The organism is Barnesiella sp. An22, assembly GCF_002159975.1.
In the GTDB taxonomy this organism is placed as follows: Bacteria; Bacteroidota; Bacteroidia; order Bacteroidales; family Barnesiellaceae; genus Barnesiella; species Barnesiella merdigallinarum.
Genome location: NZ_NFJR01000023.1, coordinates 1 through 18981, shown reverse-complemented (window position 1 = coordinate 18981; position 18981 = coordinate 1). Strand labels below are relative to the sequence as shown.

Here is an 18981-nt window from a genome sequence, read left to right as displayed (position 1 = left end):
TCTCCCCGTGCCGTGAGGAAAGGACACCTTCGTTCCATGTGAACACCCGTAAGGGCGTATGGCATGACTTCGGCACCGGGCATGGAGGCGACATCTTCACCCTTGCGGGAGAACTTTCAGGAAGTGACGGCTTCATGGCTCAGGCAAGGTTTATCGCCGGAGTATATGGAGGCACAATACCTGAATATGCCGGACAGAAAAAGGGAAATGGCGGTGTCAGGGCAGAAAAGCGGAAAGAGGCCTCCCGCTTTGAGGAAGTGGTACGGAGTCCCTTGTACTGCAATGTCCTACTCGGTTATCTGAAGGGACGCGGCATTCCTGCCGAAATTGCCCGTGCAGAGTGCGAGGAAGTACGGTTCCGGCTGTACGGCAAGCGGTATTTTGCCGTCGGCTTCAGGAATATGAGTGGAGGTTATGAGCTCCGGACCAGGTTCATGAAATGGTGTTTGCCGCCCAAGGACATTTCCCTCATCCGCAACGGCTCGCTTACCTGCAACCTGTTTGAGGGCTTCATCGACTTCCTTTCATGGAAAGTACTCGGCATCAGCCGAGATGAGGATTATCTGGTCCTCAATTCGGTGGCCCTACTTGAACGCTCGTTCCCCTATCTGGACCATTACGGGAAAATCCGGTGCTATCTGGACAATGACGATACCGGGAAAAGGACACTGGCCGACCTGCGGAAACGCTACGGTGACAGGATTGACGACTGTTCCGACCTGTATGCCGGTTACAAAGATCTGAATGAATATCTGGGAAGCAATTTCCCACTTGAACAGTAATATTTTTTACAACCCACAAAAACAAGAAATGAATATGAAACCGATTATGTATAATAGAAAAGGGCTGTTTGCCCTTGTATGCGCCTTGATGGGCCTGACCTTTGGTATGCTGACCTCGTGCAGCGATGACCTTGACATGCAGCAATCCTATCCCTTCACGGTGGAGACGATGCCCGTACCCACACGCATCGTGAAAGGTGAGACCGTGGAAATACGCTGCGAACTGAAACGGGAAGGGCGGTTCTCCGACGCCCGCTATACCATTCGCTATTTCCAGCCGGACGGCGAAGGCAAGTTGCGCATGGATGACGGAATGGTGCTGCTGCCCAACGACCGCTATCCCCTGGACCGGGAGGTGTTCCGCCTTTATTACACCTCCGAGTGTGAAGACCAGCAGAGCATCGACATCTATTTTGAAGACAACAGCGAGCCGGCACAGCTTTTCCAGTTGACCTTCAATTTCAACAACGAGACGGGAGATGAGGACACCGTGGTTACTATCGGTGGCAAGTGGTATCCTTTAATAGATCCGATTCGCCTATGGGAATAAGGACAAGTTTGTTTGCCGCGTTTTTCGCCACCTCCTGCCTCGGGAACATACCGTTACAAGCGGAAAATTCAGGGAAAAGAGAACAGGACAAGTTCGACCTTGCCGTCGAGTGTATCAAGCGGTTCGAAGGCTGGCATTCTTCCCGGCATCACCCCTATGTAGGTTGGGGTCATTGCCTGCAACCCGGGGAAAAGTATTCTGCCCATACCATGACAAGGCAACAGGCCGATGAACTTCTCAGGAAGGACTTGCGCAAGTTCTGCGCCATGTTCCGGCAGTTCGGAAAGGATTCTCTGCTGCTGGCCACGCTTGCCTATAATGTGGGTCCGTACAGACTTTTAGGCAGCAAGAAGATACCCAAGAGCACACTTGTCAAAAAACTGGAAGCCGGAGATCGAAATATCTATAAAGAGTACATCTCCTTCCGGTGCTACAAAGGCAAAGTAGTGCCGAGCATCGATCGGAGAAGGAAGGTGGAATATATGCTGCTCTTTGAAGAGTAAAAGAAAAAGGGAGAATCTTTCGGTGTATTGCCGTCGGGTTCTCCCTTTTTATATTCTTACTGTTCTTCTTTATTGTTGTAGTTAGTGAGCAAGGCTGAGGATTGGCATATTACAGATTTGTAGATGGTTTGAGCAAAGATTAACGGAATAAATTATATATCCCTTTGCTTATACCTAAATAGGACATAATCCGTATATTTGCGATAAACAAAAGAAAACGTAATATGAACATGAATACACACGCATTTGGACTTCTTCTGCTGATCACTTTCTTTGCCACAAGTTGTCATGGAGATGGTCATCAAGGCACGGACCATCATCGTGAAAACGGCTGGTATCGCATTATAGACGGACAAACAGACAGTATCGCTTCCACTCCTATCATTACGGTAAAAGAATTTACTGATTTGAGGTTGGACGAAGATTATTTGGGGAAAAGCGTGATAATAGGGAATGTAAGTAAACATAAATTGCAAGCGTGGTCCGATTCGACAGAACAGCTGGTAGACAAGCGAATGGGATTTGTATTCAATGATTCCGTAATTACCGCGCCTCGTATAAATATGAGATTGGAAAGTGGTACATTCCAAATAGCGACAAATAAAAATTATGATATGAAGTCACTATACAGAAGTCTGTTAAAAGAGAAGAAAGATTCTTTGGATGCTCTGTTCAAAAACAAAGGCTGGGAAATAGACACCCTTTTTTACAACCGCTTGGGACAGGTTGAGCAGGATTCAATTATAAACTCTTTGGATTATAATGATGCTTGTGCCATCATAGTGGGCTTTGAGAGATAAGTTAGTAAGTTCCTGTAACTTAATTTATTTTTACTGACATTTAGCGTATGAAGCGCATTGTTCCCTCTGGGCGGGCCGTTGAAGAATATAGGCTTCTGTTTAAGAATACAATAAAAGGGAGACCCTGACGGAGTATTGCCGTCGGAGTCTCCCCTAATTACATTTCCCCAAATAGTTATCAATATCGAGATTAACTTACCAGAACCGCATCCTGTATTTCCACCTCTGCGGGCAGACGGGAAAGCAGGAGTTCCGCCATGGCTCCGTTCTGCGGAATCAGGGCCGGAAAATCCGTTCTGCCCGGCTTATATATCTCAGTCGCTACGTTATATAAGTCCCAAGCGGTGATCTGTCCTTTTTCGCGGGCCAGTTTCAACACCTCTTCCGTGAAGATGGAAATCTGGCTCTGGTTCAGCGGGTAGGTTTCCACGGAGGATGACAGGGTTCTGTCCGAACTGTCATGGGAGACACGCAATGCTGTCAGCAGCCCGATATACATGTACACCTCCTCCAGGGAGACGATTCTGCGTTTCAGCCTCTGAATCCTTGCAATGTCCTCGTTCATGTTCACTTCGAAATTGGCCAGCCAACCGTCCACCGTTTCGAATACCCCTTCCGTTGTCACCTTGTTTTTTCCATAGTTGCAGATGCTCCTTTCCGGTGATAGGATACACTGGTTATGGCATATCTTCACGCACGGGCCTATGGCCGCTTGTATGCCGTCCTGATGGTAGGCGACGACCAGCGTAGTCGTCAGCTCGTCCGTTTCCCAGTCCTTGATCCGGATGGTCGCGAAGATGCGTCGGAGGATGTGCGCTTCCACTGCCTTTTCACCATGTGTCTGTTCCACTTGCGGGAGAATGCTCACCCCCGGTTGTGTCTTGTTCCTGTTCTGGGCGGCGAAGATTTCCTCCACCTCGTAATCGAGATTATACTTCTCGCAAATGTCCATCATACGTTGCAGGACCTGATAGTGATAGATGCCCTGGACAGGCTTGCCATAGATATCATTCTCCTTGTAGGTACGCTGGAGAGTTTCAAGGTTCATTACTTCGATTCCGTTGTTCTGAAAATCAAACTGCTGCTGTTTTTCCAATACTGCCAATGCTTCCATAATCTTGAATTTTATAAAGTTAATACTATGATTTGTCTGTCATTTTTCAGGTATGTATCTGCCATCCGTGGAACGGTTGCAGCATTACGGCGAAAGAGCGGTCCGGTATGCCGTGATAGAGCAGCCCGCCTACGATGCCGATGCTTCCGTCGGGATAGCGTTGCGTGAAGCCGAACGAGTACGGGGCATGGTCATAATAGAGCGAGATTTCGCTTGGATGGTCTGGATTCTCCTCCCATTTTTTCAGTCTGTCCAGACAGTTCTGGAGTGATGTGTCACCGATGGATTCTGCGTAACGCTTTACATTCTGGAAATGTTCTTCATTCAGGATTTTCATGACTCATTGTATTTTATCTGTTAAACACGTCCGGCTCCGGGAGCCGGTATTTTTTATTTTTCACCTGCCTGACTGTCCCGTGACCGTACCCGCAAGGTTTGGCGAAAGAAAATACCGCAGCCACCGGCGAGGATGATTTTCTTTCAGCCAACCCCATAGGGGCCTGACCTTGTCCGGGTACGTTGGACACGGGACTACCTTTGCAGGGAGGAAAATAAAATATACAAGGGGAGATTCAATAGAATAAAACAACCTGATTGGGAGACGCTATTTCATACTGCCGAGATTCTAAATATGGTTGTAAGGAAGTTGATTCTTGTCGAGAAAGAGAAGACTAATTCGTTATCAATATAAGCAAAACGAGTGGTGATATGAGTAGCAGTTTTATAACCAATAAAGAAATGTTCTTATCCGATATTATCAATTGGAACAGTTCAAAATGTTCCATGGGAAAATTTTAGAGGAATCACTTGAAATTCGTAAAACACTCGATCCATGCCATTCAAAAATGTACTTGTTGACTTATAACAATTTAGTGAATGAAGGAGGCAAACTACCCGGTATTATAATCACAGGTTCCAGTAATCTTTCTTATCAAAGATTGAAAGGTCGGTTGGAGCTTAATGCCCAATTCAATGACAAACAAGACTACAAGGAAGGAAAAAACTCTTCAATGAGTTGGGAGATAATTCTGTCGTGATTGTAAGCAAAGGTAATTTGGATAAATGGAATAATAAGGTGATGACCCATATATGGTACAATAAGATTTACTCTCCTTATCTTAATCTTATGTATATCAGGGTACTTAAAGAATATTTCAATATTCCTACGTCCAACAATATATTGACTCCCCAAAAATCAACGGCATCTCTGTATGAGCGACTTGCGTGAACATGTTGCAAATATAGTGCAAACCCGAAAATAAGCATCCATAAACAACCTCAGTTCTGTTTCGCAAAGATACAAAATTTCATTGGAATATCTCCATCTCCCATTTATGGAAGATATTGCTCAATGAATCGATCCTGATTCTGATTGTGAATGGGAAACTTGTTTTTTGGGGTACAACCAGTAGAGGAAACGTCACTCTACTGGTTGGATATTTCAATTAATATCTACGATATCCTAACCCTCGTTAATAATACCATCAATTGTCTTGAGCAATGTATTCAAGTCGTTCTCGCAACTCTCCACATAGACCTTAAGATTTTTTACAACAGACATATAAATATCATCATTCAAAAGTGGAGCAAATGCCTTTTCTAGACTGTCAGGACACGTCTCACACAGATGTTTGTATAAGCTATCCCATGTCCTATTCAATTTGCCGGCAATCATGTCAGCATAACTTAAGTTATCCTCCTCTATATCATTATAGTTCTTGTTTGTAAATAATTCGAAGTTCAACTTCTGTCGCTTTCTTCTCTCGGCCGGTGTAATTCCAGGTAGGTTTGTTAATTTTATGTTGACATCGGCAAAATATTTAGCGTTATCTTTGCCACCATCACGGTCTACAAGCAGAAGAAGGTCCTCGGAGAGCCCCTGTATTTCAAATTTCATCTCAAGTAAATCGACCGAGTTAACAAAATTCACCGGGGTGAACAATTGCCAGAAATACGGAGTGGAACGACAATAAAGTTCTGCATATTTCTTGCGATAAAGATCAAAAGAATGGTCACGGCTTATAAAGAACAATTTAGGCTTACTTTGCCAATCAAAAAGGTACTGACCCATTCTGACATCATGTTCTAATGTTGCATACGATTTTTCATTGTTTTTAAGAACACTATTGAATGCTGTTTCTGATTTTTTTGTCCCCTCATAATCATACAAAGGTAGTGTGAACAATTCAATATTAGCTTCTTTCAATATATATTCAATTTGATCTGCCAAAGAGTAGTCTAAGAAGCTTCTGTAATCATCCTCAGCATCCTGATCTTCAAGATTGAACAACACATAAAGATAATCTTTGAATGTTGTAACATCATCTGGGAGTTTGTCTGACTCTTTAAGGTCCGCAAAATGATTATAAAAGACATTAGTTGTATGCAATGTAAATTTGCGAGTTTCCGCATCAGCAATTTCCATGAGTTGAAGCGCCTGCGCCAAATGACCCTTTACTTCCGTAATATAAGTATTCGCGAACTTAAACGAAAGGCCATTCTTATCATTCTTTGCAATCGAAATTAGATCACGTGCAATTTTGTAATCGTATAACCTTCCTGGCTCAAAATCAGAGAAAGCTACACAAAGTATAATCAAGATGACCTGTGTATCTAAAAAGACGTCGCGCCGAAGCATCGGGAAATTACCGTTATACTCGGTAGTTGATGCGAGCGAAGACATGAATGAACCAGCACATAGTCGGTATATTATGTCATTTGAATCACATACAGCAATTATATCTTTGTAAATTTTCTTGCTTTTCTCGATGTCTTTTATATCTGTATTAATGAATTCCAAAAAAGAGTTCTCACTCTCATTTTCGTTATACTGAAGGCCAACATTATCTACAACAATTGCTGCGCTCTTTAGTCTTTGTGTCACTAAATTCTTGAATTCCTTTAATACTTCGTCTGTTTTAGTAGCAAGTGTAGTGCCGTTGAGAATCGTCTGAACATCCTTCATGAACTGCATTTTATTATGGCTACAGTCGTTTGCATAATCTGTTAATCTCTGTTGTTCCTCCGATGTAAGACTATAAGTTTTAGGATTCTCTTTGATAATCTGTATTTTGCCACTTCTAGATAACCCGTTTAGACAATAAGTATGAGCGTCTAATGTGGTCTTACCGACGAAATCGTCAACCTGAGCCTTAATTGACGCCTCCTCAATAGGTCCGACCTTGGCCAGAAGTCGAAGCACAAAGCAACGTATCATATCCCGTTTCAACTCACCTGATGCACGGCTGAACTTCAGAAAATCATATGCAGCTAAATCGTCATCTGTTAGCGTTTTCCGGTTGTTGATTGAAGGATCCTGCAAGAAATTCGGATGAACGGCAAGAATTTGGAGCTTACGAATATGAACAATGAATAGGTAAGCTGCAAGCACATACTTCAAATGCTGGGCAACATCAGCCTTATCCCAATCTGGTGCGAGATGTACATTCTCATTACGTGGGATAACAGCTTTATACAGAATATATCTACCCGTTCCATCACCACGCCAACTTTGCCCCTGCGTATTATAGTTTCTTAAGTCAGAGAACTGTGTCAAGCCAAAATGAGATATTACATTGATAAACGTACCTTTTTGATCGGGGATTGGATTATTCTCAAATACATGTATGCGTTTGACAAACGAATCAAAAAGGATTGATAAATTTCTAAGAGGGTTAATTTCTCCAATCTCGGTGAAAATAGCCTTATTCAATGCATCTTCAAGGTCATGAGAAAAACCATTAAGTCCAAAAACGCCACATGGTTCATATATAACATGATACAGGATGTTAAGTGCATCTTTAAGTTCGGAATCAGTAATTGTCTGCCCATCCTCGTTGAAGACACTCCTAGTATATCTTAAAATGTCGTCAGCGACCGTACTCCATTCAATCATAAAGCTTCAAAGTTGATTCATAATTGCAAATATATTAAAAAATCTCCATCTAGTAATTTGGGATGATGAATATTTTGAATATCAGGCTGCTTTCTCAATTTTTGTATACATAAATTCATAGGATTTTTTATATAATTTATATGCCGCAGCGTTTCAGTACCCTGATGATTTCCCTGTTTGTCATAATTGTAGATATTAAATTTCCGCTCGATGGAATAAAACATTTCATTCTTACCTCAACTGCATGAGTTGCAGATTGGATCAATAATGCTCCGTTTCATGCCGTTGCTTTTGGTTGTTTGCCAGGTATATGTTCCGCTTCTCGTCATAGCTTTTGCTGTTCCACCATTCATCAGCGGCTTCGGTGAATGTCTGTCCGGAATTGCCCGATGAGAAATCGGACGCCTTGAGTCCGGTCAAGTATTCGAGTTTGTCGGTATTGTTGGATCTCCACCACTCCTGCATCATCTCCATGTAGTCGTGTTTGGTACAGGTCCCCACGTTATCCTTGCATAGCAGGCACCAGATGTCATCGTCCACATCGCTGTGATATTCGTTCGTATTGACATCTACCCATGCCTGTATCTCAATCTGCGTAGAACCGCATTCACTGCATACCAAGATTTTCGAATCGTCAGGGAGTTTGCGTCTGGCCTTGCCGTCATAGAGGCTGACGGCCCGTTCCACCAGCTTTTCCCGGTAATGGTCCGTCAGCTCCGCATAGAACCGTTCAGCAGCCCCGAATATACCCTTGTCCGTCATCTGGCTCCATTTTCCCCAAAAGTGACGGTACATCTCCCCGTACACGACTTTACACTCGTCCTCGCTCCAGGTGTTCCATATGTAGTAGAAGAAGCTAGACACTGCATTTTCCATTTGATTATTTATTTCTGTTGCCATATTGTCTTTCGTTTTAAGAGTTTCCATTTGTATTTTCGAGTTGAAGCCTGGCGGCCTCGTACATTCCGTTCAGCCAGTCGATGTTGCTGGCTCCGAGCTCGAAGGGACTGTAACAGGCTACCTCTTCCAAGCTGTCCTTTATTGTTGCCAGTACAATCAGACCATCGTCTGTAATTTCAAGACCCGTCACCCAGCACTCATACGGGTCGGCATGCTTGTCGAACCAGATGACCCATACCGGATCGTCATCGTTGTCTCTGAATGTGATTTCTGTCATACCGTGCGCATACAGCAGTTGTCTGATGGCTTCGATGATGTCCTTCCGCAGTTCTTCAATCCTGTCGTAGAAACACATGGCCGTGTATGTGGCCCGGCCTCCCCTATCCTGTTCCTTGACAGACAGAATCTGCACGTCGGGGTGAGAACCGAAATTCCAGTTCGTCACCTCATTATCTCCGCGGGTCGTGTGGATATTGCCACCCAATACCAGACCGCACTCTTCCGTTACCATTCTTTTCGCCTCGTCGCGGTCTTCTGCCACGACCTGGTAGGTACCCTCGAAGGCGTACCTTACTCTTACTTCGTACTTTTCCATAATGCTTATAATTTTGATTGTTGTATAAATGAATTGTTTATGAAGCGACAAGAGCTATCCTTTCACCGAAGAAGGAGTCGCATACCCCATACACTCGCTTGATGGAACATTCATATTCTGACCTCTCGCTGTCAAGCCGGAAGCGGAATCCGTGATAGTCCCTGACTTCGAGTTTCAGCCTGACGTCCTTTTTAAGCACCATCTCCAGGAGACTTCCGCCACCGTACATGGAGCTGAAGATGCCGCAGCAGTTGCCTTTGGGGATAATGACTTCCCCAAGCGAGAATCCGGCATCATAAAGCGCTTTCAGGCTTACCTTGCCGATATAGGTCAGCAGGTTGGCACCACAACAGGAGTTAATGAGTTCCTGGTAGAATTGTTCGTAGGATACCTGTTCCTTGCCGTCCCTGTATTTTTTGTCGGGGAAACGACCGTACACCGTGTAACCATTCTCCACCAAAACTTTCTTCACCTTGGCAGGATTGAGATTCAGGGCATCGACCATGTCCCCGAAATAGGACTCCTTGTACCGGTAGCCTTCCTGCGATTCCAGCCAGTTGGAATTGATGCAGTCGTAGTTGGAGAGCATCTCGACACGCACGGGAATGTCATCCGTGTTCTTAATCAGTTCCTTCAAGATGTCTGTATCGTTTCGATTGTAGATTTCCTCCCTGATTTCTTCCTCATGTTCCTCGAAGAACTCTTCCACCTTCTCTTCCTCAAAGTCGTGAGAGTCGGTGCATTCATCCTTCAGCTTTGAGATGATTTCATGGACTGCTTCCCATTCCGCGTCATCGTACCACTCGTCCACTTTCTCCCACAGACTTTCACAACTTCTTTCTTCCAGACACTTCTGAATGGTGTCATGGCAGTTGTCGAAGTTGTCGTTGTAACCCACCCACACCAGTGTGTAGGACTTGTCCATAAGCGATTTCACGAATTCCATGGTCAGTTTTTTCTGTTCTCCCATATTCCGTTACCTGTGTACGGCAGGATTCCGTTTCCCGTACATGTGTTTATTTTTCTGTTGTCTCTCTTTCAGTTTGTTTCTATCTCTTTCTCGTTGCCTTTCGCCGCCAGAACACCGAAAGGCAGATCGAGTATCCTGTGGTTGAAACACAGCGTTGAATTGTAGTCCGTGCGTTGCCAGAGCGTGAAGCGGTCTCCAGCAAACGACCATCTGAAATAGCCTGACAGCGAGCCGAACTGCGGATTGACGTTCCTGCTTATGAGGGAGCGGTTCACGTCCACGATGTGTCCTGCCGTCAGAATGATGTTCAGTATCTCTACGAATGCCAGCTGCGAATACGGGTCGATGGGCATTACAGGTCCTTTGAAGTTGATTTCCATATCTTTTGTCTTTTAGTCGTAGTTGTCATCAAATATTTCGTACCGGAAGGGAAGCGTGTCGCAGTAGCAGCTCGATACACCCGTGCATATCAGGGCGTCTTCTCCTGTGTCCGCGTCTTCTTCCGCTTCCGTGACGGTATCCCCGTACAGGTCGTGGTAATGTGATACCATCATGTGCGGGTCATCCGTGGTGATGTCATAGCCGTAATGCCTGCTCCAGTTTATGAAAAACTCCGTTTCTTCCTCTTCGAGCCTTTCAAGAGCGTCCCTGATCTCGAAGAAGTTGGGACAGAACCATTCACGGCTGATCAGCGTGTCCGGGATGTTCTCCCATCTGGAATACCGATATTCCGGTTCCTTTTCCCCGGGAAACAGGTCGGAACAGGCGCACAGGAACTCGCCCATATCGCTGTAGTCGGACAGGTGCAACCAGTAGTCCCTGTAATCCTTTATCTCCATGAGATGCTGTGTGGTCACGGCAACCTCTGCATTGTTCAGATCCATATTCTTTTTCTCTTATGTATGTGGAGCCCGGGGGTTCCATTCCTCCGACTCCCCAAAGGTGCCGTGTCCAGGCTGTGCTGGGTTTTTCGGGGAAATACCGCAGCCACCGGCGAGGATGATTTTCCCGAAAACCGCCTGCGGCATGACCTTGCTCAGCCGAGTGGGACGCGGACTACCTTTGTCGGTGGGAATGGAACTTCCGGGCTCCATACAGGTCATGTTCATTCGGTTATTCGCTGGCTTCCCCAGCTGATGTGTATCTTGCCTTCGCTGTCTTGCGTGCGAACGAGCAATGGCGTATCACCGGTTAACCCGGTCAAGCGTCTTGTAAAGCTGGTCATGCTGGAGCTGGCAATACTGCCGGTCCTGTTCTGTAATCTTGTCCTCGTTATTCACTTGTACGTTCAGGATTCCTGTGAGCAGGTAGGTATGGCTGCCTGCGGTTGTTGCTGCGGTTGGCTGCATAACTGTATTATTTTAGAGATTGTTATTTTCGGGTTTGATGCGGTAACAGTAGGTGATGTGACTGTCCATATCCTTGACCAGTTTCACCTGCTCGGGATGGAAGTTGAGACGCCGTTCCACGGCCGGAGCGTCTATCTTGTTCCACTCATTCTGCGGCAGGAACCGGTTTTCATGGCGGAAACACCAGAGTACGATATGGTTTTCCCAGTTACCCTTGAACACGGTCCCTTCATAATCTTTCAGGAACTGCTGGAACTCCTCTTCCGTCCTGAAAGCCTTGTTGAAGCCCTGGTACAAGTTGCGTGCGTCCGGACTTGTATCCTTGGTCAGATAGTACTGTCTCCATATCTCCGTGGTGAAATCGCCATAGAGCGGGTCAGGTTCGGAATAGGACCACAACGGGACTCTTGCCGTGAATGCGACGGCACCGTTGGCACACGCCCCGCAATTTCCCCAATCCTTGAATGCGCCTTCCGTCCATCTGACGAAGGTCAACTGCCTGGGGTCAATATGGTGGAAGGCCCCTCCGCTGACGCTCAGCCCTATACCGTCATATTCTTCCCAGACAAAGGGAATGTAGGGCTCTTCGCAGATGGAAATCAGCCCGCTCGTTTCCTCCCGTTTTTCGATGAGGGCGTTGCCGTAATACCTTCCGTATCGGTCCACATAGATGAGTCTGTCCCCGACCTGCGGACTCTTTTCAGAGCGTGTCCTCTCTATCAGTTCCACATAGCTGTTGGCCATATCCACGTCCTGTTGTGTCAGCCCGTGTTCGTGATCGTACAGCACATTCAATGGCTTGAGTGTTTCCACCGTGTACTTCTTCTTCGCTTTCTGTAACATGACATTTGATTTTTTGTTAGTCCGGCTTACAGGGGCCGGAGTTCCCATAACTACAGGCTTAAAAAGGTCGTGTTCCGTACAGGCAAGGCTTCGGGAAAAAATACCGCAAGCCCTCCGGGGCGAGGATGATTTTTCCACGAACCCGAAGGGCTTGGCCTTGCTTGTACGAGAAGAACACGAATTACCTTTGCCTGTGGTTATGAGGACTCGGTTGCGGTATCACTTCTCCTTCGGGAGTATACTCCCGACCTATCTCTTAAACCATACTCCCATACAGAGAAACCCGAGAAGGGACTAGTACTATAAAATAATTGGGACCCTATCCTACTCTATCAAGTCTTTTCTTCTTACACCGGCAGAGACAAAAGCTACATTTTGAGGGCACATACTGCCACTCACTTCGATTCGGAGCCATGTATCCATGAAACGATTTATATTTGCGCACAAACCATAAGCATATATCACTATGAATCAGAAAAATGTAGAATATATAGCGCTCTACTCCCTGGTAGTTGGAGTCGTTCTTGTTATCGGTATTTTAGTCCGTCTGTTTGCTTTATCCAAAGGTCTTGACGACTTCAGTAGTACTATCGCATTTTTTGTAACAGTCATCGTCTTGACAGCGCTCTATGCCAGTTTGCAGATAACCTTCGACCAGTTACTGTCGCCTCGCATAAAAGCGTTTCTGCTTCGTTGCCCTGCTTTTCAGAAGATGAACGATAACCTCAATTCTGTTCCTGAAACCCTCACAATCGAAGATTCAAACCGGACTACACCAGACGTCATTAAACCAGTTCCTACCGTTGAAGAAACAATCTCTGCCTCATCAGAATACGAAGCCCTGCGAACCCATGCTATTGCAGACAAGAACCGAGCTACTCAAATCAGATTGGAAAAAGTCCTCAACTATACGAAGCAAACCATGGCGGCCTACATGAGTGAGGAAGATCTTACCCGGCTGTGCGAATACATTACTGAATATAACGCAGGCGACACCTTACAAAAGATATCGCCTGTAAAAGTTGACGAACAACTTAAAAGCATTGATATTATGCACTTTGGGTGGAATATCGGCAAAGCCTTCAATAAAAAGCGTGTTCACACTGCCACATTTATCAAACGAATCTTTGCCCATACCCTCTGTGACTTGGAGATCTCAACTATTGAGCGTAAAATGTCACATACGGAATCAGAGTGCAAAATAAAACTTGATAAAAAAATTGCATCGTAGCAATACTATTGGGCATTCTCCATTGATTAGTATTTATAATTCGTTTTCAAGATAAAATCGTGAAAGCCGTTGATTAAACCTTCGATTTTTTCTCGTTCATTCATAATCAGAGAAGGATGATATGAATCAATTAACAAAATCTCTTCTCCCGAGTTATAATAGCACCAATTATTGATTTTTCTGAAACCTTCCTTGATATCTTGAAAAATGCAATCTAAAGCAATACTAAGGACTCTTCGAGAATAATTTTCAGCATCATTACTTCCACCACAAACGATGATATTTGGTTTTAAAATCTCCCTAATTTGGCAAAACAAAAACGATTTGTCTCGCTCTGCATATTCCCATATAGCATTCCAATTAGCAGAACTTCCACCAGCAATTTTCTTAGCATTCACAATAGCAAGTGGATATTTTTTGAAAATATCCTTTCTTGAAGATATGTCTGTATATTTAGGGCAATAGTCAGCACGAGTTATCATAAGACCTTCAAGCCAGTACGCTAGAACATTACCAAATGTCTCTGAGCCTTCCGACCAATCCCAATCCTTATAATCTTCGCCATCATTTCTATTTGGTTCTTTAAGAAAGAACAGAACACGACGTTTCGATTCAGTCCAAAGACATTCAGGCCAATTCCGGTTTGATTTATCTGGCATTTTTTTGCTTATAGCAGCCCAACACAAGCCATCATCTACAATCTTGTCCCTTGTGTCTTCTGGATATGTTTGCCTAAGATTTTCAAAAAGAGCGACTTCAGATTCATAAATGGTATTACTTTCTATTTGATGGTCCATCTTCGTCACAAATAATTATAGTATCAATAACTATTGTTTTTCCCAATTTCAAAAGTAGCTAAATTTCTTGTAATCACTACAAACTACTACCAAAAGTTATCTCACAGTTATATTCCGGTGATGTTTTCCACCATCAAAACACCAATTTCCTTTGCCATCGAACAATTCAAGACGATTACGTATGGCAAACGAACAAATCACTTTTGATAAGCTGCCGCAGGCTGTGGCTTATCTCACGGAACAGATGGAGCAAATCCGGCAAATGGTGGCAGCCATGCAGCCACAGACCACTTCCGACAAGCATCGTTTTATCGAAATTGACGAAGCCTGTAAAATCACGCGAAAGGCAAAGCCCACCATCTACACACTTGCCCGTAAAGGATTGATTCCCGCTTACAAACGAGGCAAGAAACTTTATTTCTATGAAGACGAACTGCTGCAATGGATTGAATCCGGGCGCAAGCAAGTACAGCCTATGTCACTCCAGCAACAAGCTGCCGAGATAGTACATGGAGCAAAGCGCAAACCTAAAGGTGGTTATAATTTTTGACCGACCCTTCTAGGTCAACAGCAATTACATATAGTTTAATATCCGATACGTATTACGGACTTCCTCTTGAAATCTCTGATATGAATTTAGTAACAATAGTCTATCTAAACTTATTTTATCACCTATAATTGCATATAAATCTGAGATGGTTAAACGCTGACGCCGTTTGGGAAAATCAGATTGTGCAATTCTGATAGCCTCTTCAATTACCTCCTTTGGATTAGCAATTGATTCAGGATTCCTATTAATCTTTAAATCGTTATCTGATTTTGTTGTTCCGATTTCAGATTTCAATAATTCCTTATCTGCCAACATCCACGCTTCCATCATTCTTACAGGTATCACAGGAGTCAATATTTTACAATAATCATCACCTTGTTTATTCAATTCCTCTTGTGCTGGATTAATATTGTACATTCTCCTTACATCATACGCTTCCCTGTCCGCATCGGTATGAATTGCCAATACCATCATACCAAAATCTTTAACTCCGTCATACGATGCCTGCTTTACATATTCAACAAATGACAAACCTGTTTTTTTAGTATTAAGTCTGCGTATATCGATATCTATATCTGGCCTACACTCTTTCAATGCAATCTCCTGAAATGTACGGCGTACTATACTCTCAAAGAACCGAATGTCAGTAGATCCCTCAGTAGCCAATCCAATAAAAATTTGTACAGTCATAGCCTCAACACTCATTCTTAATAAATTCATTATCATCAGACAGCATAAATTCATTCATCATTTGCAAAGTCGATTTTGACTCCTGTTCAGAAAATGTAATTTTTGTTTGCAAAGGATTTTCTTTGGGTACAGGAATAATTTTAGTTGCTAATAACTTTTTTTTATCCCCATCAATAGAACATATTCTGACAACCATCCGAGCAAAATCAATAGAAACAAACGGAGATGAAAGCCATTGGTATATCGCAGATACAAAAACTATAGAGTGTGTATTAACAATAACTTGGCGCAGTGGCATATCGGAATCACGAAAATCTGTGGATAAATCTTTCAGCAAATTTGCCATCATCTTAATTCTAAAAGGATGTATTCCATTTTCTGGTTCCTCAAAACATAATAATCCTTTATGTTTATTATCCATATATAAAATACACAATGCTAATATACGCAATGTGCCTTCTGACAATACTCGGGAAGAATATTCTTTTCTATCTACATCATGTAGAATAATTACATACTGTTTATTCTCAACATCATCAATTACATCCACATCAATAAAATTTGGGAGAAATGAATGTAATCTACGTGATATCTCTTTCATGTTGTAGTTATCCTCTTGCTTGATACGAAACAATGCTGCGGCAAGGTTTTCTCCAGTAGCACTAATAGTATCTTCTCCTCTTGTTTTACTTGTTGGAAGGCGAAGATCTTCCGGGTTTAATTGTAAGAAACGCCAACTTTTCATTTCTTCTCTTGCCGCAAGTATATGCTTGAAGTCTACAGAATCAACGCTACTTAGAACTGTTCTAGTGGTATTATTCAATGGATATATCCGTTTTTTCCCTTGCGATCCATCTTGAGGGACTATGATAGAATTAATTCCATTATGTTCTTCTGTATACATATACGGTATTTGGCGTTTACCTGTAACTACTTTGGGCCGCCATATTTCAGCATACTTTGACGGGATAATCTTAATCCATTTGTCCTTATTATGTTTTATAGTATCCAAATATTCATGTATGACTTCAATATCCTCCATCCCAACACTGTTGGTGAACCGGCGTAGTGTCAATTCATAACGAAGCCTGGTATATCGCAATGTAGCTGTTGCTCCCCATGTGTCGGTGACAGTAGGATTAACTAACATTTCAACTGCAAAAGACATTTCTTTTGCAACAGAATGGTCATCATATTGGGTGAAAAGTTCTAATAAGTCACCACGTTGTTTTCTAAATGCACGTTGAATCTTATCTGTATCAGCCAATGCTGCTAACAAATGAAAAACATCAAAAAGATTGCTTTTTCCTGCTGCATTTGAGCCTGCAATAACAGTGAAAGGGGTAAAATCCATTTCGAAATTCTGAAATGATTTAAATCCATCTATCTTAATATAGGTAATCATAATAATTTAATTTATATCGTCTTAAATTCTATCCACCATCTCGCATTTGTAGAGCAGTATTAGGGTTCAACTGATTGTTACCCTCGAGCAAATTACCAAGTATAATAACCCTTTGGAATTCATATTTTTGCCAATTTTCAGCAGCGATTCGTAAACCATTCAACAGCCATATTCTTTGCAATGGATCAAGGAAATCAATAAGCTTTCCATTCTTCCTATCTGAACCCTTGATATTACACTTCTGTTGGAAGAAATTGCTCTCTTCTGCAAGGTTGAACACTCGAATCCCAAGTCCGGCCTCCTTCCAAACTCTTTGCCCTCGAAATCGAACCGACCCTGTTATTAGGCTGTTCTGCCTTAATTCCCATACTGATTTTTATGCAGGCACAGTACATATATTCTTCTTTGGTTTCAGTGAATTTATCGAAGTAGATGAACAAATTATTATTAGTATTGAAAGGAAAATCGATATAAATCATCTTTATTTTGTTGACATAACTCTTTTGAAAAGTCTTCAACACCTCCATATTTTCTCCCTCAATAAAGATATTCTGCATATTATAGGAATAGACAGATTCTTCCCGGCAAGGAAGAAATGTAGCCGACAATCGCTGCTGAATCACTCGAAAAGCATCGCTTTTGCCACCCACATTCAGTTCATAACGCTCTTTGGAAAAATTTATATTCTCTCCCAATGTCGCTCTCAATTTCGCCCAGTCAACCTTTTTCTCATTAAAGACTTCGGGCATAAGTAATAGACGTACTTTACAATCCTCTTGGGGCGTTATAGAATATCTGTCCATCTGCAAATTATCCTAAGAAAACAAACAAAGATAGCAAAATTCGAACTAACGGCAAGACATAGCTTCAATTTATTGATTTATACTTTTATCCATGCCATTTAATGTATGGCAATCCTAGCGAATAGCTTAGATTGCAAACATGACATATTCCCCATGCATATATGTGCGAAAACATGCCTTTTGTTTATTCTCCTCCTCAGAAATCCAATTATATATCCTTACATCATGACGTAAACGATTGGTACATCTTTCTCGATATGTGAAACCGTAAGAGGTGAACAAGTTGCCCGGTCAGCAACCTGCGCAATACCAAGATTTCGACACAATCTACCCAATCTTAATCTGCACACCCAATATTTGCATCTTTTGCTCCAATTTTCTTGGCAACTTGGTACCCATTGTACTTTTTGTCATAGCTTAACCTATCATATAATATGTAAATATAGTAATTTTACTTTATTTTACGATGTATTACAGAAATAAAATTCTATAGATGCTATAATTCTAGGAATATTCCTTCCATCTCCCTACCGCTATTTTTCCCTTTTCTTGTTTGTGAGTAACATTTATTCGTTCACTATACCTTACAACCGCTGTGTAAATAGAACATAAAATAATCAAAGCAAATTCAACTTGAAGCAATCCCTTATTCGCCAATTTGCTCAAAGCAGTGGTAAAGTAGCGAACTTAAGACCAACTCCTACGGCTATTTCTCATGGGATAAATTCAGATCTAGTTCTCGTGCTTTGCACCTTGCAATCTGCTTAGGCACATCATTAGGTACTATGATTGAAATATATTATATGATTTTGGTTGGTATTTTACTAATATATATTGAGATTTAGCTTAAAATATATAAGCATCTCGATTTTAGAAAAATTATCATAAATATAATATTGTAAAAACTTTTATAGACATCATACAATAGTATCAACAATAATTATTATCTTTATAAACCACAAACATACATAATACTAATGAAACAGATTAAGGCTCGATATGGCTTTCCTATATTCGACAGAAAAATTTCAATAGATTACTTATTGAAGGTTGAAAAAGCTTGTGTAAGTGATATATGGGAACTTTTACTCTATATTAGGGACTGTCGTAAAAAGAATAAAACTTTATAATAAATTGATTGCCAATGTAATATAAAATTTGTATCTTAGCTAAAGATAAAAAGAATACCTCCAATTGCCCTAGA

The 18981-nt window shown here is 42.4% G+C and carries 21 protein-coding genes and 1 pseudogene; 7 read left to right on the top strand and 15 right to left on the bottom strand.

The window, feature by feature from the left end:
* The 4 genes from B5F38_RS13575 to B5F38_RS13560 form a co-directional block, all read left to right on the top strand.
* Positions 1-782 (top strand): toprim domain-containing protein (locus B5F38_RS13575; protein WP_087409666.1); only part of this gene is annotated, 782 nt, incomplete at its 5' end.
* A gap of 46 nt (positions 783-828) precedes the next feature.
* The gene (locus B5F38_RS13570; RefSeq protein WP_255376544.1) at positions 829-1332 is read left to right on the top strand and encodes a DUF3872 domain-containing protein; all 504 of its coding nucleotides are present in this window, start codon (positions 829-831) and stop codon (positions 1330-1332) included.
* A complete protein-coding gene (locus B5F38_RS13565) occupies positions 1323-1835 on the top strand; it encodes a glycoside hydrolase (protein ID WP_087409662.1) in 513 nt (170 codons plus the stop codon). Before B5F38_RS13570 ends, B5F38_RS13565 begins: the two co-directional genes overlap by 10 nt.
* A 224-nt stretch (positions 1836-2059) precedes the next feature.
* Positions 2060-2635, top strand: coding sequence for a hypothetical protein (locus tag B5F38_RS13560; protein ID WP_206422500.1), 576 nt, complete (start codon positions 2060-2062; stop codon positions 2633-2635).
* A 190-nt stretch (positions 2636-2825) separates the two neighbouring features.
* Here B5F38_RS13560 and B5F38_RS13555 read toward each other — a convergent pair whose 3' ends face one another.
* Positions 2826-3749 carry a DUF932 domain-containing protein gene (locus tag B5F38_RS13555; protein WP_087409661.1) on the bottom strand — a complete coding sequence of 308 codons (924 nt, stop codon included), beginning with the start codon at positions 3747-3749 and terminating at the stop codon, positions 2826-2828.
* 46 nt (positions 3750-3795) lie between these two features.
* The gene (locus B5F38_RS13550) at positions 3796-4086 is read right to left on the bottom strand and encodes a DUF4120 family protein (RefSeq protein WP_087409660.1); all 291 of its coding nucleotides are present in this window, start codon (positions 4084-4086) and stop codon (positions 3796-3798) included.
* A gap of 439 nt (positions 4087-4525) precedes the next feature.
* On the opposite strand from B5F38_RS13550, the gene B5F38_RS14540 reads away from it, so the two are divergent.
* The gene (locus B5F38_RS14540) at positions 4526-4786 is read left to right on the top strand and encodes a phospholipase D-like domain-containing protein (protein ID WP_241147872.1); all 261 of its coding nucleotides are present in this window, start codon (positions 4526-4528) and stop codon (positions 4784-4786) included.
* A 425-nt stretch (positions 4787-5211) separates the two neighbouring features.
* On the opposite strand, the gene B5F38_RS13540 is transcribed toward B5F38_RS14540, so the two are convergent.
* The 8 genes from B5F38_RS13540 to B5F38_RS13505 form a co-directional block, all read right to left on the bottom strand.
* The gene (locus B5F38_RS13540) at positions 5212-7644 is read right to left on the bottom strand and encodes a hypothetical protein (protein ID WP_087409659.1); all 2433 of its coding nucleotides are present in this window, start codon (positions 7642-7644) and stop codon (positions 5212-5214) included.
* 261 nt (positions 7645-7905) lie between these two features.
* Positions 7906-8532, bottom strand: coding sequence for a hypothetical protein (locus B5F38_RS13535; protein WP_087409665.1), 627 nt, complete (start codon positions 8530-8532; stop codon positions 7906-7908).
* Between the two features lie 25 nt (positions 8533-8557).
* Positions 8558-9139, bottom strand: coding sequence for a hypothetical protein (locus B5F38_RS13530; protein ID WP_025279431.1), 582 nt, complete (start codon positions 9137-9139; stop codon positions 8558-8560).
* A 37-nt stretch (positions 9140-9176) separates the two neighbouring features.
* The gene (locus tag B5F38_RS13525) at positions 9177-10109 is read right to left on the bottom strand and encodes a hypothetical protein (RefSeq protein ID WP_087409658.1); all 933 of its coding nucleotides are present in this window, start codon (positions 10107-10109) and stop codon (positions 9177-9179) included.
* A gap of 68 nt (positions 10110-10177) precedes the next feature.
* Positions 10178-10489, bottom strand: a complete 312-nt coding sequence (locus tag B5F38_RS13520) for a hypothetical protein (protein WP_087409657.1) — start codon at positions 10487-10489, stop codon at positions 10178-10180.
* 12 nt (positions 10490-10501) lie between these two features.
* Complete coding sequence (locus B5F38_RS13515) at positions 10502-10993, bottom strand: hypothetical protein (RefSeq protein ID WP_087409656.1); 492 nt, start codon at positions 10991-10993, stop codon at positions 10502-10504.
* A gap of 300 nt (positions 10994-11293) precedes the next feature.
* Complete coding sequence (locus B5F38_RS14350) at positions 11294-11458, bottom strand: hypothetical protein (protein ID WP_158096885.1); 165 nt, start codon at positions 11456-11458, stop codon at positions 11294-11296.
* Positions 11459-11470: 12 nt separating this feature from the next.
* The gene (locus B5F38_RS13505; protein ID WP_087409655.1) at positions 11471-12301 is read right to left on the bottom strand and encodes a DUF4121 family protein; all 831 of its coding nucleotides are present in this window, start codon (positions 12299-12301) and stop codon (positions 11471-11473) included.
* Between the two features lie 466 nt (positions 12302-12767).
* On the opposite strand from B5F38_RS13505, the gene B5F38_RS13500 reads away from it, so the two are divergent.
* On the top strand, positions 12768-13532 hold the full coding sequence (locus B5F38_RS13500; RefSeq protein WP_087409654.1) for a mobilization protein: 765 nt from the start codon (positions 12768-12770) through the stop codon (positions 13530-13532).
* Positions 13533-13558: 26 nt separating this feature from the next.
* Here B5F38_RS13500 and B5F38_RS13495 read toward each other — a convergent pair whose 3' ends face one another.
* On the bottom strand, positions 13559-14329 hold the full coding sequence (locus B5F38_RS13495; protein WP_143240991.1) for a hypothetical protein: 771 nt from the start codon (positions 14327-14329) through the stop codon (positions 13559-13561).
* Between the two features lie 181 nt (positions 14330-14510).
* Between B5F38_RS13495 and B5F38_RS13490 the strand changes: the two genes are divergently transcribed.
* Positions 14511-14879 carry a helix-turn-helix domain-containing protein gene (locus B5F38_RS13490; protein WP_087409652.1) on the top strand — a complete coding sequence of 123 codons (369 nt, stop codon included), beginning with the start codon at positions 14511-14513 and terminating at the stop codon, positions 14877-14879.
* Between the two features lie 24 nt (positions 14880-14903).
* Here the strand turns inward: B5F38_RS13490 and B5F38_RS13485 are convergent, their stop codons facing one another.
* The 4 genes and pseudogenes from B5F38_RS13485 to B5F38_RS13470 form a co-directional block, all read right to left on the bottom strand.
* Positions 14904-15569, bottom strand: a complete 666-nt coding sequence (locus tag B5F38_RS13485; protein ID WP_158096884.1) for a DUF4276 family protein — start codon at positions 15567-15569, stop codon at positions 14904-14906.
* Between the two features lie 4 nt (positions 15570-15573).
* On the bottom strand, positions 15574-16974 hold the full coding sequence (locus B5F38_RS13480) for an AAA family ATPase (protein ID WP_087409650.1): 1401 nt from the start codon (positions 16972-16974) through the stop codon (positions 15574-15576).
* Positions 16975-17207: 233 nt separating this feature from the next.
* Positions 17208-17723, bottom strand: coding sequence for a hypothetical protein (locus B5F38_RS13475; protein WP_206422499.1), 516 nt, complete (start codon positions 17721-17723; stop codon positions 17208-17210).
* Between the two features lie 281 nt (positions 17724-18004).
* A pseudogene (locus tag B5F38_RS13470) lies at positions 18005-18191 on the bottom strand (transcriptional regulator); the annotation flags it as partial.
* Between the last annotated feature and the right edge of the window lie 790 nt (positions 18192-18981).

Bases quoted from the DNA above. Each gene is read 5' to 3' on its own strand.
- B5F38_RS13520 (WP_087409657.1), bottom strand. From the start codon at position 10,489: ATGGAAATCAACTTCAAAGGACCTGTAATGCCCATCGACCCGTATTCG.
- B5F38_RS13565 (WP_087409662.1), top strand. From the start codon at position 1,323: ATGGGAATAAGGACAAGTTTGTTTGCCGCGTTTTTCGCCACCTCCTGC.
- B5F38_RS13500 (WP_087409654.1), top strand. From the start codon at position 12,768: ATGAATCAGAAAAATGTAGAATATATAGCGCTCTACTCCCTGGTAGTT.
- B5F38_RS14540 (WP_241147872.1), top strand. From the start codon at position 4,526: ATGTTCCATGGGAAAATTTTAGAGGAATCACTTGAAATTCGTAAAACA.
- B5F38_RS13570 (WP_255376544.1), top strand. From the start codon at position 829: ATGTATAATAGAAAAGGGCTGTTTGCCCTTGTATGCGCCTTGATGGGC.
- B5F38_RS13475 (WP_206422499.1), bottom strand. From the start codon at position 17,723: ATGCCCGAAGTCTTTAATGAGAAAAAGGTTGACTGGGCGAAATTGAGA.
- B5F38_RS13490 (WP_087409652.1), top strand. From the start codon at position 14,511: ATGGCAAACGAACAAATCACTTTTGATAAGCTGCCGCAGGCTGTGGCT.
- B5F38_RS13515 (WP_087409656.1), bottom strand. From the start codon at position 10,993: ATGGATCTGAACAATGCAGAGGTTGCCGTGACCACACAGCATCTCATG.
- B5F38_RS13560 (WP_206422500.1), top strand. From the start codon at position 2,060: ATGAACATGAATACACACGCATTTGGACTTCTTCTGCTGATCACTTTC.
- B5F38_RS13550 (WP_087409660.1), bottom strand. From the start codon at position 4,086: ATGAAAATCCTGAATGAAGAACATTTCCAGAATGTAAAGCGTTACGCA.
- B5F38_RS13480 (WP_087409650.1), bottom strand. From the start codon at position 16,974: ATGATTACCTATATTAAGATAGATGGATTTAAATCATTTCAGAATTTC.
- B5F38_RS13530 (WP_025279431.1), bottom strand. From the start codon at position 9,139: ATGGAAAAGTACGAAGTAAGAGTAAGGTACGCCTTCGAGGGTACCTAC.
- B5F38_RS14350 (WP_158096885.1), bottom strand. From the start codon at position 11,458: ATGCAGCCAACCGCAGCAACAACCGCAGGCAGCCATACCTACCTGCTC.
- B5F38_RS13485 (WP_158096884.1), bottom strand. From the start codon at position 15,569: ATGACTGTACAAATTTTTATTGGATTGGCTACTGAGGGATCTACTGAC.
- B5F38_RS13495 (WP_143240991.1), bottom strand. From the start codon at position 14,329: ATGGACCATCAAATAGAAAGTAATACCATTTATGAATCTGAAGTCGCT.
- B5F38_RS13555 (WP_087409661.1), bottom strand. From the start codon at position 3,749: ATGGAAGCATTGGCAGTATTGGAAAAACAGCAGCAGTTTGATTTTCAG.
- B5F38_RS13525 (WP_087409658.1), bottom strand. From the start codon at position 10,109: ATGGGAGAACAGAAAAAACTGACCATGGAATTCGTGAAATCGCTTATG.
- B5F38_RS13540 (WP_087409659.1), bottom strand. From the start codon at position 7,644: ATGATTGAATGGAGTACGGTCGCTGACGACATTTTAAGATATACTAGG.
- B5F38_RS13505 (WP_087409655.1), bottom strand. From the start codon at position 12,301: ATGTTACAGAAAGCGAAGAAGAAGTACACGGTGGAAACACTCAAGCCA.